Annotated in this window: 21 protein-coding genes; 18 read left to right on the top strand and 3 right to left on the bottom strand. The window is 43.3% G+C overall.

Going from position 1 to position 20,161, the window contains the following annotated elements; translation table 11 throughout:
* Window positions 1-141 precede the first annotated feature (141 nt).
* The 5 genes from noc to ACZ5Q7_RS04155 all read left to right on the top strand — a co-directional run bounded on the left by noc (window position 142) and on the right by ACZ5Q7_RS04155 (window position 4,894).
* Window positions 142-1,002, top strand: a complete 861-nt coding sequence (noc, locus tag ACZ5Q7_RS04175; RefSeq protein ID WP_343751814.1) for a nucleoid occlusion protein — start codon at window positions 142-144, stop codon at window positions 1,000-1,002.
* 194 nt (window positions 1,003-1,196) lie between these two features.
* Entirely contained in the window at window positions 1,197-1,970 is a 774-nt protein-coding gene (locus ACZ5Q7_RS04170) for a ParA family protein (protein WP_343751815.1), read from the top strand.
* Window positions 1,951-2,793 carry a ParB/RepB/Spo0J family partition protein gene (locus ACZ5Q7_RS04165; protein WP_343751816.1) on the top strand — a complete coding sequence of 281 codons (843 nt, stop codon included), beginning with the start codon at window positions 1,951-1,953 and terminating at the stop codon, window positions 2,791-2,793. The genes ACZ5Q7_RS04170 and ACZ5Q7_RS04165 overlap by 20 nt, the downstream gene beginning before the upstream one ends.
* 213 nt (window positions 2,794-3,006) lie before the next feature.
* Window positions 3,007-4,161, top strand: coding sequence for an aminotransferase class V-fold PLP-dependent enzyme (locus ACZ5Q7_RS04160; RefSeq protein ID WP_343751817.1), 1,155 nt, complete (start codon window positions 3,007-3,009; stop codon window positions 4,159-4,161).
* A 25-nt stretch (window positions 4,162-4,186) separates the two neighbouring features.
* Window positions 4,187-4,894, top strand: coding sequence for a DUF554 domain-containing protein (locus ACZ5Q7_RS04155; RefSeq protein WP_343751818.1), 708 nt, complete (start codon window positions 4,187-4,189; stop codon window positions 4,892-4,894).
* A 72-nt stretch (window positions 4,895-4,966) separates the two neighbouring features.
* Here the strand turns inward: ACZ5Q7_RS04155 and yyaC are convergent, their stop codons facing one another.
* Window positions 4,967-5,560: a spore protease YyaC gene (yyaC, locus tag ACZ5Q7_RS04150; protein ID WP_343751819.1), complete on the bottom strand. Its 594-nt coding sequence runs from the start codon at window positions 5,558-5,560 to the stop codon at window positions 4,967-4,969.
* 83 nt (window positions 5,561-5,643) lie between these two features.
* Between yyaC and ACZ5Q7_RS04145 the strand changes: the two genes are divergently transcribed.
* The 7 genes from ACZ5Q7_RS04145 to rpsR all read left to right on the top strand — a co-directional run bounded on the left by ACZ5Q7_RS04145 (window position 5,644) and on the right by rpsR (window position 10,406).
* Window positions 5,644-6,669, top strand: a complete 1,026-nt coding sequence (locus tag ACZ5Q7_RS04145; RefSeq protein WP_343751820.1) for a YkvI family membrane protein — start codon at window positions 5,644-5,646, stop codon at window positions 6,667-6,669.
* 78 nt (window positions 6,670-6,747) lie between these two features.
* Window positions 6,748-7,665, top strand: coding sequence for a mechanosensitive ion channel family protein (locus ACZ5Q7_RS04140; protein WP_343751821.1), 918 nt, complete (start codon window positions 6,748-6,750; stop codon window positions 7,663-7,665).
* Window positions 7,665-7,862: a DUF951 domain-containing protein gene (locus tag ACZ5Q7_RS04135; protein ID WP_343751822.1), complete on the top strand. Its 198-nt coding sequence runs from the start codon at window positions 7,665-7,667 to the stop codon at window positions 7,860-7,862. The genes ACZ5Q7_RS04140 and ACZ5Q7_RS04135 overlap by 1 nt, the downstream gene beginning before the upstream one ends.
* A gap of 213 nt (window positions 7,863-8,075) precedes the next feature.
* Window positions 8,076-9,176, top strand: a complete 1,101-nt coding sequence (ychF, locus tag ACZ5Q7_RS04130; protein WP_343751823.1) for a redox-regulated ATPase YchF — start codon at window positions 8,076-8,078, stop codon at window positions 9,174-9,176.
* Between the two features lie 158 nt (window positions 9,177-9,334).
* A complete protein-coding gene (rpsF, locus tag ACZ5Q7_RS04125) occupies window positions 9,335-9,625 on the top strand; it encodes a 30S ribosomal protein S6 (RefSeq protein WP_343751824.1) in 291 nt (96 codons plus the stop codon).
* A 15-nt stretch (window positions 9,626-9,640) separates the two neighbouring features.
* A complete protein-coding gene (gene ssb, locus ACZ5Q7_RS04120; protein ID WP_343751825.1) occupies window positions 9,641-10,117 on the top strand; it encodes a single-stranded DNA-binding protein in 477 nt (158 codons plus the stop codon).
* Between the two features lie 58 nt (window positions 10,118-10,175).
* Window positions 10,176-10,406, top strand: a complete 231-nt coding sequence (gene rpsR / locus ACZ5Q7_RS04115; protein ID WP_343751826.1) for a 30S ribosomal protein S18 — start codon at window positions 10,176-10,178, stop codon at window positions 10,404-10,406.
* A gap of 88 nt (window positions 10,407-10,494) precedes the next feature.
* On the opposite strand, the gene modA is transcribed toward rpsR, so the two are convergent.
* On the bottom strand, window positions 10,495-11,265 hold the full coding sequence (modA, locus tag ACZ5Q7_RS04110; protein WP_343751827.1) for a molybdate ABC transporter substrate-binding protein: 771 nt from the start codon (window positions 11,263-11,265) through the stop codon (window positions 10,495-10,497).
* 12 nt (window positions 11,266-11,277) lie between these two features.
* Window positions 11,278-11,766, bottom strand: coding sequence for a hypothetical protein (locus tag ACZ5Q7_RS04105; protein WP_343751828.1), 489 nt, complete (start codon window positions 11,764-11,766; stop codon window positions 11,278-11,280).
* Between the two features lie 254 nt (window positions 11,767-12,020).
* Here ACZ5Q7_RS04105 and ACZ5Q7_RS04100 point away from each other — a divergent pair, with 254 nt between their 5' ends.
* The 6 genes from ACZ5Q7_RS04100 to ACZ5Q7_RS04075 all read left to right on the top strand — a co-directional run bounded on the left by ACZ5Q7_RS04100 (window position 12,021) and on the right by ACZ5Q7_RS04075 (window position 20,033).
* Window positions 12,021-12,962 (top strand): YybS family protein, encoded by a 942-nt coding sequence (locus ACZ5Q7_RS04100; RefSeq protein WP_343751829.1) that lies wholly within the window; start codon window positions 12,021-12,023, stop codon window positions 12,960-12,962.
* A gap of 27 nt (window positions 12,963-12,989) precedes the next feature.
* The gene (locus tag ACZ5Q7_RS04095; RefSeq protein ID WP_343751830.1) at window positions 12,990-14,966 is read left to right on the top strand and encodes a DHH family phosphoesterase; all 1,977 of its coding nucleotides are present in this window, start codon (window positions 12,990-12,992) and stop codon (window positions 14,964-14,966) included.
* The gene (rplI, locus tag ACZ5Q7_RS04090) at window positions 14,963-15,409 is read left to right on the top strand and encodes a 50S ribosomal protein L9 (protein ID WP_343751831.1); all 447 of its coding nucleotides are present in this window, start codon (window positions 14,963-14,965) and stop codon (window positions 15,407-15,409) included. The genes ACZ5Q7_RS04095 and rplI overlap by 4 nt, the downstream gene beginning before the upstream one ends.
* Window positions 15,410-15,468: 59 nt before the next feature.
* Window positions 15,469-16,842 carry a replicative DNA helicase gene (gene dnaB, locus ACZ5Q7_RS04085; RefSeq protein ID WP_343751832.1) on the top strand — a complete coding sequence of 458 codons (1,374 nt, stop codon included), beginning with the start codon at window positions 15,469-15,471 and terminating at the stop codon, window positions 16,840-16,842.
* Window positions 16,843-17,009: 167 nt separating this feature from the next.
* A complete protein-coding gene (locus ACZ5Q7_RS04080; protein WP_343751833.1) occupies window positions 17,010-18,296 on the top strand; it encodes an adenylosuccinate synthase in 1,287 nt (428 codons plus the stop codon).
* 258 nt (window positions 18,297-18,554) lie between these two features.
* Window positions 18,555-20,033 (top strand): M23 family metallopeptidase, encoded by a 1,479-nt coding sequence (locus tag ACZ5Q7_RS04075; RefSeq protein WP_343751834.1) that lies wholly within the window; start codon window positions 18,555-18,557, stop codon window positions 20,031-20,033.
* Window positions 20,034-20,161 lie beyond the last annotated feature (128 nt).

The raw sequence follows: 20,161 nt of genomic DNA, 5'->3' as shown, positions 1-20,161 counted from the left end.
TAAGTGCTGTCGGTTATGCTGATGAACAAACAGGTAGTTCAGAACCATTCAGATCAAACTGTGATTGATCCAGTGGCCGGCATTTTCTGAAGCAGTAGCTCCGGCACGGCCGAATATGTTTTTTAAGGTGGTGATTTGCTAATGGTCAGTCCATTGAACCGAATATTTGGCATGGGTGACAAAAACGAGTCGGTGCCAGAAGAAGAATCCTACCATCCGGATGAGGTAACTGAACTTCCTGTTGCAAAAATAGAGCCGAACCGATTCCAACCAAGAGCCGTATTCAATGAAGAAAAAATTGAGGAACTTGCTCAAACAATACATACGCATGGAATGATTCAGCCCATTGTGGTCCGCGAAATTGAAAAGGAAACACACTATGAGTTAATTACTGGTGAACGACGATGGCGCGCGGTGCAATTGCTGGAATGGAGTCATATTCCTGCCATTATCCGAAGTATGACCGATACGGAAATCGCCTCTGTTGCTCTGATAGAGAATCTGCAGCGAGAGGAGCTGACAGTAGTGGAGGAAGCCAATGCCTATGCCCAGTTGCTTGATTTGCACTCGCTGACACAAGAAGCTTTAGCACAACGGCTTGGCAAAAACCAATCAACGATAGCGAACAAACTGCGTCTGCTGAAACTTCCGGAAAAAGTACAGACCGCTCTTCTCGATAAACAGATTACCGAACGTCATGCAAGGGCGTTAATTAAAGTTAACGATCCGGAAAAACAGGAAAAGGTGCTGGAGGCTATTATGGAAAAAGACCTGAATGTTAAACAGGCCGAAGAACATATTGCCAAGCTGGATCAGCCGTCAGAAAAACCAGCAAAAAAGCAGCCGAAACGTAAGGGTGTCAATAAAGATGTTCGCATTGCGATGAATACCATTCGTCAGTCGCTTAATATGGTGTCCGATACAGGAATTGATGTGGAGACGGATGAAGAAGACCGTGATGAATTTTACCAGATTACCATTAAGATACCGAAACAGAAATGATATTTAATGATATATATAATTAAAACACCATTCATCTTTGCAGCAGAAAGGTGAGTGGTTTTTAAATTCCAAAATAATTGGAGTCGACGTCATATGGTTGCCGATTAATTTTTTCTTACAAATGGTCGCATAAATAGCCCATTTTTTTAAAGACATGATAGAATAATAGATATAGACTTGAGGTAGGTGACATCATGGGAAAGATTATAGCCATTGCCAATCAAAAGGGTGGCGTGGGGAAAACAACATCAGCCGTGAATTTAAGTGCCGGATTGGCCAGCATGAATAACAGCGTTTTGGTTGTCGACACGGATCCGCAGGGAAACGCTACGAGTGGTGTTGGTGTAAACAAGGCTGACATGGATCAATGCATTTATAATGTCCTGGTGGAGGATTTACCCGCCGAGAATGTTTGTGTGTCCACTCCGGTTCAAAATTTGGATATAATACCCGCCACGATTCAACTTTCGGGTGCGGAAATTGAATTGGTTCCGACCATTTCACGTGAAATACGTCTCAAACAAGCACTGGAAAGCTTTAAGGAAGCTTATGATTATATTATTATCGATTGCCCACCCTCATTGGGATTGCTTACCCTTAATGCCATGACATCGGCAGACACCGTGTTGATTCCTGTTCAATGTGAATTTTATGCGTTAGAAGGGCTTAGTCAGCTTTTGAACACCATTCGTCTTGTGCAGAAACATTTAAATAAATCACTGATGATCGAAGGTGTGTTGCTTACTATGCTTGATGCACGGACAAACCTTGGTATTCAAGTCATTGAAGAAGTGAAAAAATATTTTCAGGAAAAAGTGTATCAGTCTGTTATACCGAGAAATATCCGGTTGGGTGAGGCCCCAAGCCACGGAGAGCCAATTATCACCTATGATCCAAAATCCAAAGGTGCTGAGGTCTATCTTGAATTAGCGAAGGAAGTGATAAGCAATGGCGAAAGGGTTAGGTAAAGGTATTAACGCGCTTTTTCCCCAGGATGCGGAAGAAAAAGATGATGACATCATTCAGGAGATTCCGGTTGATGAATGCCGTCCGAATCCGTATCAACCAAGAAAAACATTTAACACTGATGCGATAGAAGAGTTGAAAGAGTCTATCATGGCGTATGGCATTGTCCAACCTCTCATTCTTCGTAAAAGCATTAAAGGCTATGAAATTGTCGTCGGGGAGCGCCGTTATCGAGCTGCTAAAGAAGCCGGGCTTGACACGTTGCCATCTGTGGTTAAAGATTTAACGGACGAAAAAATGATGGAAGTGGCGCTCTTGGAAAATCTGCAACGGGAAGATCTGACACCGATTGAAGAAGCGCATGCCTATCATAATCTGATGAATGAGCTTGGTGTGACGCAGGACACGTTATCCAAACGATTGGGCAAAAGCAGGTCGCACATCGCCAATATTGTTCGACTTTTGTCTCTGCCGGATGATACAGTCACTGCCATTAACGATGGTGAACTTACGATGGGTCATGGACGTGCATTGCTTGGCATCAAAGATAAAAATCAAATTATGTCGGTGGCTAATCAGATACGCAAAGAGAAATTGAACGTACGTCAGGCGGAAAAGTTAATTAGCCATTTGAATGAACACCCAGCAACAAAAGCACAGCCCAAACCGAACAAGGATATGTTTTTGGAAAAACAAGAATCGCTGTTGCGAGACAGGCTCGGTACAGCTGTATCCATCAATAAAGGAAAACAGAAGGGAAAAATAGAGATTGAATTTTATTCCCATGAAGACTTGGAACGTATATTGGAAACGTTTGAAAAGTAGAGGTCGTCATTAAGTAACAACAACCACGATCAATATCTGATGGTGCAATAATCATACATGGAAGGGAAAACCCACCGCATGATTTACGTTCACATCAACGTTAAAGTGGTAAAAGGCTGGCTTAGGAAGTAATAGGTCAGTCTTTTTTACACCGCAAAACAGTTATTCTGGATGTTCAGCGAGAATTGAATGATCGGTTGGAGGTGTGGAAACATGATATATTTTGACCAAGCTGCGTCCTCACGTCCGAAACCTCCGGAAGTGGGCGAGGCGATGGTTCATGCATTGAATTCTATCGGGGCCAATCCAGGAAGAGGCAGCCATCTTCTGGCAAGGGAAGCGGCTCAAATGATTGCCGATACGCGTGAGCGGGCTGCGCGTTTATTTGGGAGCAGTGATCCACGTAAAGCGCTGTTTTTTCCGAATGCGACTGCTGCCCTTAATCAAGCTATTAAGGGAATCAATTGGTCTGAGGGTGATCATGTCATTGCCACTGTGTTTGAACATAATTCCATTCGCCGGCCTTTGGCGTATTTGCAGCGGAAATATGGCATTAAGGTTACATATGTAAGCGGAAATGATGATACAGTGTCACTTGAAAACCAACTCCGGGAGTCTATCCGACCGGAGACCCGACTGTTGGCATTAACACATGCATCCAATGTAACAGGGACGGTTCTTCCGGTGGAGCATGCAGCTACTGTCGCCAGTGACCATGGCATTCCTGTATTATTGGATGCATCGCAGACAGCAGGGCATTTACAGATAAATATGCGGGAAATGGGCATCACCATGCTAGCCTTTCCTGGTCATAAAGGGTTGTTGGGTCCACAGGGGACAGGAATGCTGCTTATGGAAGGATCCATGGATTTGGAGCCGGTTCAGCACGGTGGTACCGGCAGTTTTTCAGAGGAACCTGAAAATCCACAACAATGGCCGGAAAAGTTCGAAAGCGGAACGTTGAATACCCCCGGTATAGCCGGTTTAAATGCTGCTTTGAACGTATATGAATCAGACGAGCACAACAATGTTCCACGTGAAACAATGCTGGGTCGGTCTTTGATGAAAGGATTGCAGGCCATCGACGGAATCACATGTTATAGTCCGGACAAAGACCATTGTCAGCTGCCGATAGCTGCATTTAATGTGCTGGATATACCGTCGCAGGAGATTGCGATGGTACTGGATGCACATTATGACATAGCTGTCCGCGCCGGCCTTCATTGCAGTCCACTGACACATGACTTTTTGAACACAACGCAACAGGGTGTTATCAGAGCCAGTTTGAGCAAATATAACACCGAAGAGGAAATAAATCGTTTCCTTGAGGCGATACAGGAAATAACGGCATCTTATCAAATGCTGTAATCACTTCATAAATGGAGTTGGCGTTATGGCTTTATTCGGAACAATAGTCAATGGCGTATGCATTATAGCCGGAAGTTTTATTGGAATGTTTTTTTCAAACATTCCGGAACGTTACAAAGAAACTGTGATGAACGGCGTCGGTTTGGCGGTCATTTTGATTGGGATGCAGATGGCCCTGTCGACCGAAACCATTATCATAGTGTTACTGAGTCTGCTTACCGGTGCTATCATCGGCGAATGGCTGAAGCTGGAAGCGGGTTTGAATAAACTCGGTGAATGGATTGGGAATACGTTTTCCCGCTCCAGCAGCGATGATGCAAGCGTTGCACAAGGATTTGTAACGGCATCACTTGTGTTTGTGATCGGTGCTATGTCTGTCGTTGGCGCATTGGATGGTGGTTTGCGCAACAGTCATGAGGTGTTACTCATCAAAGGGGTTCTTGATGGGTTTGTTGCGTTAGTACTAACGACAACACTTGGCTTTGGCGTTCTATTTTCAGTGATACCGGTTGTTTTGTATCAAGGCGTTATTGCGCTCTTGGCAACACAAATTAAAGATTGGATTCCCGAACAGGTGCTGAATGGATTCATTGTTGAATTGACAGCAGTCGGCGGTCTGATTATTGTGGCTATTGGTCTGAATTTGCTCAACATAACATCCATACGGATCGGAAACCTTTTGCCATCCATTGTAACGGTTGGAGTCATCTATGGTGTGTATGTTCTTTTTTAGACGGATAAATGATTGCTATAAGGCGGGGGTGCCACAAATGTGCTCTCTGTCCTATAGCTATTTTTTTATGGTTCAGCGCATGACAGATGAGGATACGCTGAACTTATGATCAAGCTGTTCGTCGAGTTGATGCAGCAAAGTCGCCATACGTTTTGCCATAGCAACGACTAGCGATAGTCTCGTATTCTGCAAAATAGCATATTCCATAAACCCACCTACATTGACAACGCCAGTCATATGTACATCGCCAATATCAGGCAGATTTTTATTTAAGGCAGCACCGGGTTTCAGTGAGCCAATATCTGCTGTAATGGTGCCCACAGAAGCGTATTTCCCTAAAGAAGCATCAACGGCAATAACAAATGGATGGCGATGTTCCATACGAACCAAATCAAAATAGTGCGCCATATTGACGGCATGCACCGGTTCATGCAACGTTCCATAAACGTGAATGTGTTTCAAATCTTCTTCAAGTAGATAGGATCCTGTAAATGGACCGAACGCATCACCGGTAGAACGATCGGTGCCGATGCAAATAACAACATAGTCTCTTGCCGCAGGTGTCCAAGATAAAACCCGATCTGTCATTTGATCCAGCAGTGCTGGATTATCGTACATCAATTGAAGTTTTTCCTTTTTGGGTATAAAACGATTAATCAGATTCATAGCTTATCCTCCACAATCATATTGGTATTAGTATACGGGAAAACATTAAAATCTATACCTAGTTAAATAATGGAGGCAAAGCGATGTGGGGAGCAGGGTTCAAATGGATGTTTTTAATTATTGGGACAACTATAGGCGCAGGGTATGCTTCCGGACGGGAGTTATGGCAATTTTTTGGCTATGAAAGCGGATTGGCCATTTTGTTGTTTACGCTATTTTTTACGATAAGTAGCTATGTCATTATGGATGTAAGTTATAAGAAGCAGTCAAGTGATTATTTGCCGGTACTCAAAGATATTGTCGGGCCGAAGTTGACAAACGTATATGATATTATGATTTTTTTATATTTGTTCACAACAACAGTTGTCATGATTGCTGGAAGCGGCGCCACCGGACAAGCTTTCCGGTTTTCATATTGGTGGGGGGTTGTGCTAATCGCTCTTGGCCTGATCGCCTTGTTTTTAAAGGATATTAATGGACTGTTGGCCATGAATCAGATTGTGCTGCCGCTCTTGCTTGGAGGTCTTATCTATATTTTATTGTTATTCATTATGGATCAGGAACTTGATGTGCTTGCTGATTGGCATGAACAGCGCAATTGGACGGCAGCGTTTCCTTTCACGGCGTTAAATGTTCTGCCGCTTATAGCCGTGCTCGGTGCCGTCGGCAATAAAGTCCGGTCCAAGCAGGAAATTGTTGTTGCTGCAATCGGGAGTGGATTGTCGCTGGGGACTATTTCATTTATTTATAATAGCAGTCTGATTCAGATTGCTGATGAATTATTAATATATGAGATTCCATTATTTGCCATATTGAAACATTATCCATTCGAAATTCTTATTTTTATGTCTGCTCTGTTGTGGTTTGCCATTTTTACTACGGCAGCAGCAGGCATTCTCGGTATTGCCACCCGTCTGCAAAGTATATGGAACCTTCCCATATGGATGTTAGCAGCGGGGATGATTGCTGTTATGGTTCCACTTACCACCCTGGGGTTTTCCACGCTCATTAGTTATATATATCCGGTTTATGGGATTTTAAATTTGTATGTCCTAAGCCGTTTGCTTTTATATCCGTTATGGGCCGATAAGGAAAACAGGGAGGTGTAAAGAGGGGTGTTCTTTTCTTTTCTTGACAGCATGATTGATGTAAAATCAATGTATAAAGCTGCATCCGGGGGTAATAGTTTGGAAATTTTACAAGATAAATGGCAACAGTTGTGGGACTATGTAACAGGGGCGGACCTTTGGGTTTCCGTTGGGAGTGCATTGCTGAACACCATTCTGATTATTATTCTGGCAATGCTCGTTATTCGTTTTGGCAACCGGATGATTGAACGTATTTTTGAAAACAGGACACACAACCCATTCCGGATAACAGAACGAAGGGAAGTCACGCTAAAAAAATTGATTCAAAACACGTTGAAATATACGGTTTATTTTATAGCGATTATCATGATTTTGCAGGGCGTACTGAACTTGCCGATTACAAGTTTACTGGCGGGTGCCGGGGTTGCTGGATTGGCCATTGGTTTCGGTGCACAAAGCCTTGTACGTGATGTTATTTCAGGATTTTTTATCATATTTGAAGATCAGTTTTCTGTAGGTGACTATATTTTAGTTTCCGGGGCAGAGGGGACAGTGGAAGAAATCGGGCTGCGGACGACGAAAATCCAGAGTTGGACAGGCGAGCAACATGTTATTCCGAACGGAAACGTGACACAGGTAACGAACTATTCCGTCCATAACGGGCTCGCGGTTGTTGATGTCAATATACCATATGAGAATGATGCTGTTATAGCTGAGAAACTTATTGAAACAATTGGTAAAGAACTACCGGATCAATATGAGGAAATTGTTCGGGTACCGGAAGTTATCGGGGTGCAAACGTTGGAATCATCCCATTACGTCATTCGTGTTATCGCTGAGACGTTGCCGGTCTATCAATGGGCAGGTGCACGCATTATGCGAAAGGAAATAAAAGAGGCGCTTTATAAGGAAGGCATTGACATACCAGCACCTCGTCTGGTGATGTATTCGCGCAGCCAGGAACCGACATCACTGGATATACAACCGGACAGACAGATGCAGGAGGGTGAACAATAATGGCGGATAAGGAATTTGGACTGAATGACATTGTGCAAATGAAGAAACCGCACCCGTGCGGTGAAAACCGATGGAAGGTTATCCGTATGGGTATGGATATCCGGATTAAATGCGAAGGATGTAGTCATAGTGTTATGATTCCACGTAAAGAGTTCGCAAAAAAAATGAAAAAGGTTTTAGAAAAAGGAGCCGAGTAATTGATGAGAAAATGGTTATTGCAGGTCTATAATTGACATTTAGGAAGGCCTTACCGATACAAAATGGCATTTTACCGACTATTTTCGCAAAAATAAGCATTACCGAATGCTTATTTTTATTTTTTCGCTTCTTGTCATTTGCAAGGCTTGTATCTATAATTGGTATGACTGAAGCGTTCATATGAATGGAAATCCTTAAGGAGTGAAAGTTACATGGCTTTGACAGCAGGAATTGTCGGGCTACCGAATGTTGGTAAATCTACTATGTTCAATGCGATTACGCAAGCAGGAGCGGAAGCAGCCAATTACCCGTTTGCGACAATTGATCCGAATGTAGGGATTGTGGAAGTTCCGGACCATCGCTTGGATAAATTAACAGAATTAGTAAACCCGAAGAAAAAGATTCCGACAACGTTTGAATTTACGGATATTGCCGGAATTGTTCAAGGGGCAAGCAAAGGCGAAGGGCTGGGGAATCAATTTTTGGCCAATATTCGCCAGGTTGATGCCATTGTGCAAGTTGTACGCTGTTTTGCAGATGAGAATGTGACCCACGTATCAGGTAAGATCGATCCGGTTGATGATATGGAAACCATTAATATGGAACTCATTCTTGCCGATTTGGAAACCGTCACAAAACGCACGCAACGTGTGGAAAAGATGGCCAGACAAAAAGATAAAGATGCTATGGCGGAATTGGACGTGCTTACAACCTTGAAAGAAGGGCTTGAAGCGGAAAAACCTGCACGGGCATTGGAATTTTCAGAAGAGGAATGGAAGATAGTTCAAGAACTTCATCTGCTCACAACCAAGCCCGCGCTGTACGCAGCAAATGTGAGTGAGGATGAGGTGCAGAACCCGTATGCCAATGACGAGGTTCAACGGGTGAAAGAATACGCTGAAGCTGAGAACGCTGAAGTCATTACCGTTTGTGCCAAGGTTGAAGAAGAAATATCCGAACTTGATCAAGAGGAAAAAGAGTTATTTTTGGATGATTTGGGTATTGAGGAAGCCGGACTGGATCAACTTATTAAACGGTCGTATAGCTTGCTCGGACTGGGAACATTTTTTACCGCCGGTGAGCCAGAAGTACGTGCTTGGACCTTCCGTAAAGGGATGAAGGCCCCACAGGCAGCGGGTGTTATTCATTCTGACTTTGAACGGGGCTTTATCAGAGCCGAAACCGTTTCCTATGAGGATTTAATGGCTGCAGGATCCATGGCTGCGGCTCGAGAACAAGGCAATGCCCGGCTTGAAGGAAAAGAGTATATTGTCCAGGACGGCGACGTTATCCATTTCCGTTTCAACGTTTAAACCATACTGTTTCCCTCGGTAAAAAATCAGGATCTCTCGAATGCTTGTTTTTCATAAAATCATTTGGTATAATACTGTGTTGTGAGTAATAAATAACTAATTACTCCTTGCTCTTTTCGTTGGATAAGGGCCGCTAAGACCAAAAGGAGGTGTAACGGATGAGAAAATATGAAATCATGTACATCATCCGCCCGGATATGGAGGAAGAAGCGCAGACTAACTTGATTGAGCGTTTCAACAACGTATTGACGAATAACGGGGCGGAGATTGAAAAAGTTGATGAAATGGGCAAGCGCCGTCTTGCATATGAAATTAACGACTACCGTGACGGGTACTATGTTGTCATCAACTTCGGCGGTGATGAAAATGCCATCAATGAATTCGATCGTCAGGCGAAGTTTACTGATGACATTATCCGTCATATGGCAGTTCGAGAAGATGAACAATAATAGGGAGTGGTTCTGATGTTAAATCGTGTCGTTCTAGTTGGCAGATTAACGAAGGATCCTGATTTGCGCTATACCGCCAGTGGCGTGGCTGTAGCCAATTTTACCGTGGCGGTTAATCGTCCGTTTTCAAATCAGCAAGGCAGCCGGGATGCTGATTTTATTAATTGTGTTGTTTGGCGCAGAGCCGCTGAAAATCTGGCAAACTATATGAAAAAAGGCAGCATGGTCGGTATTGATGGACGCATTCAAACGCGTACTTTTGAAGGCCAGGACGGAAAAACGGTTTTTATGACAGAAGTTGTTGCCGATAGTGTGCAATTCCTGGAATCAAAGGCATCTTCCCAAAACAAGGGACAGCAGTCATCAGGTTATCAGCCAAACCAGAACCACAATCAGAACCAGAATCAGCCGGATCAACAACCGGCCAGCGATAACCCGTTCAAAGATAACGGACAACCGATCGATATATCGGATGATGATCTACCATTTTAGAAGACCGTAGTCTAATGGATTAGCTTCCAGGTTATAAGTATGAAAAGGAGGAGTTCAAATGGCAGCTCGTCGTGGTCGTGCAAAACGTAAAAAAGTGTGTTATTTTAAAGCCAATGGCATTACACACATTGACTACAAGGATGTTGATCTTTTGAAGAAGTTCATTTCGGAGCGCGGGAAAATCCTTCCACGCCGTGTTACTGGAACATCTGCAAAATATCAGCGTAAATTGACAGTAGCAATTAAACGTGCCCGTCAAATGGCATTATTGCCGTATGTAGCGGATTAATAGTGGAAAGACCCGATTCATCATGGTCCGAACATGGGAATCGGGTCTTTTTTCCATAAACAGGCATATAACAAGGTTCATGATGCTTTTAAACCCCGCTAAACCCGTGATTTTTCAAAATGGAACGCGCTTTGTCTGTCTGCAGAAAGGAGACAAATGCTTTGGCTGTTTGTTTGTCTTTACTGGAGGTTATGACGGCACCTGTATAAATAATGGGCGCGTGGAGGTCATCATCAATCGTGAATACGTTTTGAATCAATTCAGATCGTTGGAGATCGCTACTATAAATAAAGCCTGCTTCCATATTTCCGGACTCGACATAGGTGAGCGACCGTCCGCCTTCATTGGTATAAACGATTGTTTCCTTAATCGTTTCCCAGACACCGCTTTTTTTTAGTGCTTGTGTGGCATATTTTCCGGCGGCGATGTTTTCCGGATTACCCATGGCTATTTGTTTTATGTTCAGTTCCGGCAATTGCTTGATGGATGTTGCCGGAAATGATTCTTGTTTGCTGCTTGCCAGTATCAGACGATTACGGGCAAAATCCATTTCTGTGTCGGTTGTCAGCAAGTTTTGTCCGGTGAGTTGTTCGATAGGTTGCTGACCAGCTGATAAGAAAACGTCAACCGGTGACCCGTTGCTGATTTGGTCCGCTAACTTGCTTGAAGCACCGTAATGAAACGAGAGTGCTGCGTCCGGATGTTCTTCCTGAAATGCATCCGCCAGGTCGCCCAACACATCCGATAAACTGGACGAAGCCGATACAACCACTTCGGACGTGTCTGCATTGTCCTGGCCGGTGCACCCAACACTTATCACGGCGGCTGCGAATATAAGAATAACACCGAGATACCGCATGGAAGATCCCTCCTATGGTCGTTTTTTTCGTTTCGGATAGACCGTTATTATTTTTAGCAAAAAAATAAGCGAATATGGGACAAATAAAGCGAGCCATGAATCGTCCAGCGGAAAAAACAAGGCAAGTACCGAAAATAGAATAAACGGAAGACTTGTCGTGTATACGGTGATTTTCCACAGGATGGGAAATGTAATTTTTCGTTGCAGCAATTTAGCTGTTTTCGTTCCGATATAAGCCATTAATGAAATAAGCAAAACCACCATGACGGTTAGCGGCAGGTAGTAAAATATAAAAAAGTAAATGATTATAATTAGCGGATTCATAGTTGCTCCGGGTTCACCAGCCGTCTGCATTCTGGAAATAAGGGATGGCATGGACGTGATGAGCATCAGGATAAATAAGTACAGGACGGCATAATCCATACCAATCCGATTTAATTGAAATATGGTTTGTTTAGCGGGCAACTTCAGGCTATTGATGAATATGCGTAAAAAAATCATGGTTTCTCACCCTTAACAAATGACGTCCCAGTATTTAAAATACCATTAAATGACGTTCATGACCATGAATCGTTCTTAAAATGCCTTTATTTATCGACAAATTTCCCGAATTTATTTCCCGGGTAATAATTCGGGTTAGTCTTTTCAAATGACAATAAAAGCTTCAAACGTGTTATTATATATGAATGAGCAGTATGTTGTCTGGATGGAAAACACACCTCATAATCATGCAAGATACAAAGAAGGTGCAGTGAATGGATCAATCAAATCAATGGCGAGATGGAGCATTATTAACCATTATTTATATGCTTATTGCGCTGGTGGCTGTTTTTGTTCCGGTTATACCGTTTGTTGCTGTTTTTTTGCTTCCGGTCCCTTTCATCGTGTTTGCTTCACGATATGACTGGAAATCATCAATCATTATGGTGCTTGCAGCGTCAGGCTTAACGATGGTTTTGCTCTCGGTTCACGTTGTGCCTCTTCCCGTCCTGATGGGATTGGGTGGCGTTGCCATTGGCTCCGCTATTTACAGAAAGCACTCCGCTTATGAAACGCTGGCGAGCGGCACATTAGGGTTTGTTGTCGGGTTTGTTATGCTGTTTTTGTACAGCCAGCTTGTTTTGCAAGTTGATTTGATCAGTGAATGGAATAGCGTGATGGATGAATCCATATCCATGAGTCAAGATGTGATCGAAGAATTTGGAATGGCCGGCGAAGCAGAAGACCAAATGCAGGCAGTAAAAGATCAACTTGATATGCTATTGGAACTTATCCCGGTTTGGATCGTGTTAATCAGTTTACTGATGGCTTTTATCAGCCAATGGGTGAGCTATAAAGTGATTACGAAATGGCAGAATCATGCGTTGCAATTTCCGCCGTTTCGTATGTTCCGGCTTCCTTTGTCGCTTATTTGGGTCTATTTTGTCGCCCTGATGCTATCCTTTTTGGATCTGTCTGGAATGACCGCACAGGCCGTCCATAATGTTATGATGCTTGCTGGATTGTTAATCGCATTGCAGGGACTATCCTTTATCTTTTATTATACGTATGTGAAAAGGATAACCAAAGCGTTGCCGGTGATGAGCGTTTTGTTGACGATTTTCCTTCCGTTCATCTTCCTTTTCCTTGTGCGTTTGCTTGGTATCATAGATATAGGGTTTGCACTTAGGGACCGCATTGCCAATGGCAAAACATGATCGGGAGTACAGGTAGGAGCTGATGATATGCAGGAGTTTCAACGAAAACAGCCGTTAAGCCTCCATTTATGGGTGATGTACGTGGTTGCAGCTGTTCTTGTCGGTTTTATCTGGTACTTTCAATGGGTGCCAGGACTGATAATGACTCTTATTCTGGCTGCAGCCATCTATTACAGCATCCGATCGGAGCGGAAGCTGGTAGATGCGACGCAAAAGTACATTGAAACGCTTTCCCATCGTGTGAAACGGGTTGGGGAAGAGGCATTGCTTGAGATGCCGATTGGAATTATTTTATTTAATGAAGAATATATCATCGAATGGGCCAATCCATATATGAATCGTTTTTCTGACGAGGAGGATACGCTTGTCGGAATGTCATTGAATGACCTTTCCGATGATTTTGCGTCACGAATTAAGGAAAATGATGACGACATCTGGATGGATATGAACGGTTATCAATTTCAGATAGCAATCAGAAAGGATGACCGGCTTTTATATTTCTTTGACCGGACGGAACAGGCCCATATTCAGACACGTTATGAAAATGAGCAAACCACGATTGCTATCATATATCTTGATAATTATGAGGAAATCACCCAAAACATGGATGATACCCTTAAAAGCCAGCTGAATTCCAAAGTAACGTCTGTACTTAACAGTTGGTCAACGGATTATGGGTTTTATTTAAAACGGACATCACAGGATCGTTTTCTAGCTGTTTTGACTAAGGACACACTGGATCAGCTGGAAAAATCAAAATTTGATATACTGGATGAAGTCCGGGAACTGAACGCTGAGCAGAACGTTCCGGTTACGCTGAGCATTGGTATCGGTGCCGGAGACAACACACTTCCGGAACTTGGCGAAATGGCGCAATCCAGTCTTGATCTGGCTCTTGGCCGTGGCGGTGATCAGGTTGCGATCAAGGATAACCTGGGCAAAGTACGCTTTTATGGCGGCCGTACGAATCCAATGGAAAAACGAACGAGAGTCCGTGCACGCGTCATTTCACACGCATTAAAAGAACTTGTCCGGGAAAGTGACAATGTTATTATTATGGGGCATAAGGCACCGGATATGGATGCATTCGGTGCTGCAATTGGCATTCTGAATATAGCGAGAGCCAATGATGTGGACGGCTATATTGTATTTGACTCGAATGATGTGGATACCGGTGTCCACCGCTTGGTTGATGCACTCAAACAAGATGATGATTTATGGGGATATTTCATTGATCCGGATGAGTCAGAGGCGCTTGTTACCAGCCGTAGCCTGATTGTTGTGGTTGATACGCATAAACCTGGTATGGTGGCTCATGAAAAACTATTAAACAAAACTGATTACAAAGTTGTAATTGATCACCACAGACGTGCAGAAGAGTTTATTGAGAACCCAACGCTTGTTTATATGGAACCTTATGCATCGTCAACAGCGGAACTTGTAACGGAACTGCTGGAGTATCAGCCGCAAAAACTGAAGCTTAAAATGCTTGAAGCAACCGCTCTGCTTTCCGGTATTATAGTTGATACAAAAAGTTTCACGCTCAGGACGGGTTCCCGTACATTTGATGCCGCATCCTATCTGCGTTCCAAAGGTGCGGACACCGTACTTGTGCAGCGTTTCATGAAAGAAGATCTTGATCTTTATATTAAGCGTGGCAAACTGATTGAGCGTGCTGAAATTTATAGTAATTCCATTGCGATTGCCAAGGGTAGTCCTGGTGAAATTTATGGTGGTGTGCTGCTGGCGCAGACTGCTGACACCCTCTTGACTATGAGTGGAATTAACGCTTCGTTTGTCATTTCGGAACGTGACGACGGGCGAATTGGCATAAGTGCCCGTTCGCTCGGCGATGTAAACGTCCAGGTGATTATGGAAAAAATGAACGGTGGCGGACACCTTACCAATGCTGCCACACAAATTGAAGATACAACGATTGACGATGCAGAAGCATTGTTAAAAGATATATTGGAAGAATATTTTACAGGAGGGGAAACAGAATGAAAGTCATCTTAAAAAAGGACGTAAAAGGCCAAGGAAAAAAAGGAGAAGTAAAAAATGTCTCAGATGGTTATGCACGGAACTACCTCCTGAAAAAAGGTCTTGCAGACGAGGCGACATCAGGAAACCTGAAAGCACTTGAAGCACAAAAGGAAAAACAGCGGCAACAGGAAGATGAAATTAAAAAGGAAGCCGAACTGCTTAAAAATGAACTGGAAGATATAACCGTGGAAATTAAAGCAAAATCAGGTGAAGCCGGCCGTCTGTTTGGTTCGATCACATCGAAACATATTGCAGATACATTGAAAAACGATTATAACTATAAAATCGATAAGCGCAAAATTGAGCTGGACAGCCCCATTCGGACGCTTGGCTACACGAATGTCCCTGTCAAATTGCACCAAGACGTCACGGGAACAATTAACGTCCATGTAACTGAAACATGACTGGATGATTTTATAAAGCAGCAAGGCTCGCCGTATCTTTTTAATAAGGAGGGCAACCGATGAGTGAGCTATGGAATGATCGGACACCGCCGCATAATATAGAGGCAGAACAGGCTGTCATTGGTGCCATTTTCCTTGAACCTGATGCTATGCCAACAGCTGCTGAGCACCTTATGGCTGATGATTTTTACCGGGCAAGTCATCAACGGATTTTTGACGCCATGCTGCGATTGATGGATCGGGGGGAACCGATTGATCTTGTTACGGTGACAACCCTTCTGTCCAACGAAAAAAAGCTCGATGAAGCTGGCGGCGTCTCATATTTATCCGATTTGGCCGGTAGTGTTCCAACCGCAGCCAACATCGTTTATTACAGCAAAATCGTTGAAGAAAAAGCATTGTTGCGTCGACTGATCCGGACAGCGACAGATATTGTCACATCAGGCTTTTCCAGTGAGGAAGATGTGGATGATATTTTGAATGAAGCCGAGAAAAATATTCTTGAAGTATCCGGGCGGAAAAACACAAGCAATTTTCAACCAATTAAAGATGTTCTAATCGATGTCTATGATAATATTGAGCAGCTTCATCATCATGATGGAGATATAACAGGCATTCCAACAGGTTATCGCGATTTGGATCAGATTACGTCGGGTTTTCAGCGCAATGACTTAATTATTATTGCCGCTCGTCCGTCGGTTGGTAAAACGGCCTTTGCACTAAATATTGCACAAAACATTGCCATCAAAACCGATGAAAATGTGGCGATATTCAGTCTGGAAATGGGAGCAGACCAGCTTGTTTCCCGGATGCTTTGTGCGGAAGGGAACATCGATGCCCAGCGGCTGCGGACCGGGAAACTTGAGCCGGATGATTGGAGTAAGCTGACCATGGCGATGGGCAGTTTGTCCAATGCCGGTATTTATATCGACGATTCGCCGGGAATCCGTGTCAGTGAAATCCGTTCGAAATGCCGTCGTTTGAAACAGGAGCATGGTCTTGGCATGATCATGATCGATTATTTGCAGCTGATCCAGGGCCAGGGTCAGTCACGGGAAAACCGACAGCAGGAAGTGTCGGAGATCTCGCGTGCTTTGAAGGCACTAGCGCGGGAATTGAACGTTCCGCTGATTGCTCTGTCACAGTTATCACGTGGCGTCGAAGCACGTCAGGATAAACGGCCGATGATGTCTGATTTGCGGGAGTCCGGAAGTATTGAACAGGATGCTGATATTGTCGGCTTTTTGTACCGGGACGATTACTATGACCAGGAATCCGAAAAACAGAATATTATCGAAATTATTATTTCCAAGCAGCGGAATGGGCCAGTAGGCAATGTTGAATTGGCGTTTGTTAAAGAATATAATAAATTTGTTGATCTTGATCACCGTTATTCGGAAAGTGATGTCCCGCCTGAACCTGTACAGACATAACCAGTTCTTCAACCATGGAACTGGTTTTTTGTTTGTGCTTTGAACGAATAATAATTGATATTGTTGGTTATATCGTTCGTGTTTAATTTGACAGTCAGGACTATGATTGATAAAATCATGCTGTCAGTAACGAAAATACAATTGTGGATGCATGATGGAGGTGCGCCATGTCCTCAGTAGTAGTAGTCGGAACGCAATGGGGCGATGAAGGAAAAGGTAAAATCACCGACTTCCTGTCGCAGAATGCCGAAGTGGTTGCTCGTTATCAGGGAGGAAATAATGCGGGGCATACCATTAAATTTGACGATGCAACGTATAAATTGCACTTGATCCCATCCGGAATATTTTTTCATGATAAAACGTGTGTATTAGGTAATGGAATGGTTATTGATCCAAAGGCTTTCACAGAAGAGATGACTTATTTACATGACAATGGCATAGCAACCGATCATTTGCGTATCAGCAATCGTGCTCATATCATTTTGCCGTATCATATCAAGCTAGATGTCCTTCAAGAAGAAGATAAAGGAAACGATAAAATCGGGACAACGAAAAAAGGAATCGGCCCAGCCTATATGGATAAAGCCGCACGCATGGGCATTCGTGTTGCCGATTTGTTGGACAAAGATGCATTCCGTACAAAGCTTGAACAAAATTTAAAAGAAAAAAACCGTTTGTTTGAAAAGATTTATGAAACGGAACCAATGCAAGTGGAGGAGATACTGGAAGAGTATCACGAATACGGTCGACAGATGGCTCCATTTGTATGTGATACGTCGGTTGTTTTAAATGATGCCCTTGATCAGGGACGCCGTGTTTTATTCGAAGGAGCTCAAGGTGTGATGCTTGATATTGATCAGGGAACTTATCCGTTTGTCACATCATCCAATCCGATTGCTGGTGGGGTCACCATTGGCTCCGGTATAGGCCCGTCGAAAATTGACCATGTCGTTGGGGTGTCTAAAGCGTATACGACACGAGTCGGGGATGGTCCGTTTCCGACTGAATTGACCGACGCCACCGGCCAACAGATACGGGAGACCGGCAACGAATACGGAACAACAACTGGACGACCGCGACGTGTTGGTTGGTTTGACAGTGTGGTTGTGCGTCATGCCCAGCGTGTTAGCGGCGTGACGGATTTATCCCTCAATTCACTTGATGTTTTGACAGGTATTGAAACTCTCAAAATCTGTGTGGCTTACATGTATAACGGAGAAAAAATACATGAATTTCCGGCCAATCTGCGTATACTGGCTGAATGTGAGCCGGTTTATGAAGAAATGCCCGGATGGACGGAAAGTATCACCAATGTTCAATCCATTCATGAGCTTCCACCCAACGCCAGACATTATTTGGAACGCATCGCACAATTAACCGGCATTCAACTGTCTATTTTTTCCGTCGGTCCGGATCGCACGCAGACAAATATGGTACGCAGCGTTTACAGCTAAATACAATACTTGCTTTCACTCAACCTCTGTCTTATCGACGGAGGTTTTTTTGTCGGTTTCAGACTGAAATTTTGAAACGTATAAAATAATTGTCACTAATTGTAACGTGATTGTAAAAAAAGTAGACGTTATTATACAATTCATTTACATTTACCCGTTCTCTATTTTATCGTGTGCGAAGTTATGATAGTTTAATAAAGGACTAAAAGAAGCAATGAGACTTGTATATATCGTTGCATGGTAAAAGGAGCGTACGGTATGGCACGAAGAAAACCGCTTGATGATCTTCACAGGAATCGTCATATACTACCAAAAATAGCCATTATGATAGGTCTTGGAATATTTTTGTTTGGTACGGCTGCTCAGGCTGAAGAAGGGTCGCTGGGGAAAATATTTCATGTTTATGTTGATGGTGAACATATTGGCAAAGTAAATGATAAACAGGCCATGAAGGATATAATGGAAAGCAAAGTGAAGAACAAGAAAGCTGATTTTAACAATCTTTCGCTGACGATTGGGGAAGAAGTGAATATAGTACCTGAGCGCGTATTCGACCCATCGTATGATAACCAGAAAGTGAGCACGTATTTGCAAGAAAACCTATCTGTTCAAGCGGAAGCCGTTAAAATGGAAATAGGCGGAAAAAGCGTTGGATACTTTCAAAATAAAAAGGCCGCTGAACAAACGCTGAACGCCTATCAAACCAACTTTGTCGATGAACAGGATCTCGAGACGTTGACGGCAAAAAAACAGGAAAACGACATGACCGATTATACCCGGGCAAATCTAGTGAATGATAAACAAACGACGGACCATTTAAGCGCCGGGGATACTATTATTACAGACGTTTCCCTTTCAGATAAGGTTTCCTTTTCCGAACAAAAAACAGCGCCATCCGGCGTTTTGACGAAAAAGCAAGGTATTTCCGTCCTTGAAAAGGGGACACCAGTTGAAACGGTACATAAAGTAAACGAAGGAGAAACATTGGTGGATATAGCCAAGCAGCACGATTTAACCTTGGATGAATTGCTTAACTTAAACGAGGAACTGAAAAAATCCTCTGTTTTGCAAATTGGACAGAAACTTTATGTGACGGACTATCAGCCATTTGTTGACGTTATCGTTAAGAAGGAAATAAAAGAAAAAACGTCGATTGATTATAAAACAAAAACCATCGAATCCGATAATCTTTACAAAGGTGAAGAAAACGTAAAACAGCAAGGTGAAGAAGGTCAAAAGATGGTGCATTATTCCCTGACGATAAATAATGGGAATGAATCCAGCCGAAATATTATTAATGAAAAAACAACCAAAGAACCGGTCAAAAAAATTATCGTTAAAGGAACCAAGGTTGTCCCGTCACGTGGAACAGGCAACCTGAACTGGCCTGCAGTCGGTGGATATATATCCAGCAATGTAGGCATGCGCTGGGGGTCCATGCATAAAGGAATGGATATTGCGGGACCAAGCAGCCGCACTATAAAGGCAGCTGACAATGGGACGATTGTTTCAGCTGAACGGTCCAGCGGTTATGGTAACAAAATTACGATCGATCATAATAATGGCATGCGAACGATTTATGCTCATTTGGCCTCCATAAATGTCAGCCCGGGTCAAACGGTTGAAAAAGGTCAAAAAATTGGAGTTATGGGAGCAACGGGGGACTCTACTGGCATTCATTTGCATTTTGAAGTCTATCAAAATGGTTCGTTGCAACACCCGAAGAAGTATTTTTAGGTCATTCAGAGTGTAAGAGTTATTTTTCGTAAAAACAAATGACAACTGACTCATGCGTAAAAGATGGGTCAGTTTTTTTGTGACACTAATGATTGCATGAATGCCCGTGTGTTTTATATTTTTCGCAT

This window comes from Lentibacillus halophilus (assembly GCF_055395055.1).
The sequence above is the reverse complement of the archived record's forward strand: the minus strand, read 5'-3'. Positions and strand labels throughout refer to the sequence as shown.

Coding starts and splice junctions, on each gene's coding strand:
- noc (WP_343751814.1), top strand. CDS start 142: ATGGTCAGTCCATTGAACCGAATATTTGGCATGGGTGACAAAAACGAG.
- rpsF (WP_343751824.1), top strand. CDS start 9,335: ATGAGAAAATATGAAATCATGTACATCATCCGCCCGGATATGGAGGAA.
- ychF (WP_343751823.1), top strand. CDS start 8,076: ATGGCTTTGACAGCAGGAATTGTCGGGCTACCGAATGTTGGTAAATCT.
- ACZ5Q7_RS04145 (WP_343751820.1), top strand. CDS start 5,644: ATGTGGGGAGCAGGGTTCAAATGGATGTTTTTAATTATTGGGACAACT.
- ACZ5Q7_RS04165 (WP_343751816.1), top strand. CDS start 1,951: ATGGCGAAAGGGTTAGGTAAAGGTATTAACGCGCTTTTTCCCCAGGAT.
- ACZ5Q7_RS04095 (WP_343751830.1), top strand. CDS start 12,990: ATGCAGGAGTTTCAACGAAAACAGCCGTTAAGCCTCCATTTATGGGTG.
- ACZ5Q7_RS04100 (WP_343751829.1), top strand. CDS start 12,021: ATGGATCAATCAAATCAATGGCGAGATGGAGCATTATTAACCATTATT.
- dnaB (WP_343751832.1), top strand. CDS start 15,469: ATGAGTGAGCTATGGAATGATCGGACACCGCCGCATAATATAGAGGCA.
- ACZ5Q7_RS04135 (WP_343751822.1), top strand. CDS start 7,665: ATGGCGGATAAGGAATTTGGACTGAATGACATTGTGCAAATGAAGAAA.
- ACZ5Q7_RS04075 (WP_343751834.1), top strand. CDS start 18,555: ATGGCACGAAGAAAACCGCTTGATGATCTTCACAGGAATCGTCATATA.
- modA (WP_343751827.1), bottom strand. CDS start 11,265: ATGCGGTATCTCGGTGTTATTCTTATATTCGCAGCCGCCGTGATAAGT.
- ACZ5Q7_RS04155 (WP_343751818.1), top strand. CDS start 4,187: ATGGCTTTATTCGGAACAATAGTCAATGGCGTATGCATTATAGCCGGA.
- ACZ5Q7_RS04160 (WP_343751817.1), top strand. CDS start 3,007: ATGATATATTTTGACCAAGCTGCGTCCTCACGTCCGAAACCTCCGGAA.
- rpsR (WP_343751826.1), top strand. CDS start 10,176: ATGGCAGCTCGTCGTGGTCGTGCAAAACGTAAAAAAGTGTGTTATTTT.
- ACZ5Q7_RS04105 (WP_343751828.1), bottom strand. CDS start 11,766: ATGATTTTTTTACGCATATTCATCAATAGCCTGAAGTTGCCCGCTAAA.
- yyaC (WP_343751819.1), bottom strand. CDS start 5,560: ATGAATCTGATTAATCGTTTTATACCCAAAAAGGAAAAACTTCAATTG.
- ssb (WP_343751825.1), top strand. CDS start 9,641: ATGTTAAATCGTGTCGTTCTAGTTGGCAGATTAACGAAGGATCCTGAT.
- rplI (WP_343751831.1), top strand. CDS start 14,963: ATGAAAGTCATCTTAAAAAAGGACGTAAAAGGCCAAGGAAAAAAAGGA.
- ACZ5Q7_RS04170 (WP_343751815.1), top strand. CDS start 1,197: ATGGGAAAGATTATAGCCATTGCCAATCAAAAGGGTGGCGTGGGGAAA.
- ACZ5Q7_RS04080 (WP_343751833.1), top strand. CDS start 17,010: ATGTCCTCAGTAGTAGTAGTCGGAACGCAATGGGGCGATGAAGGAAAA.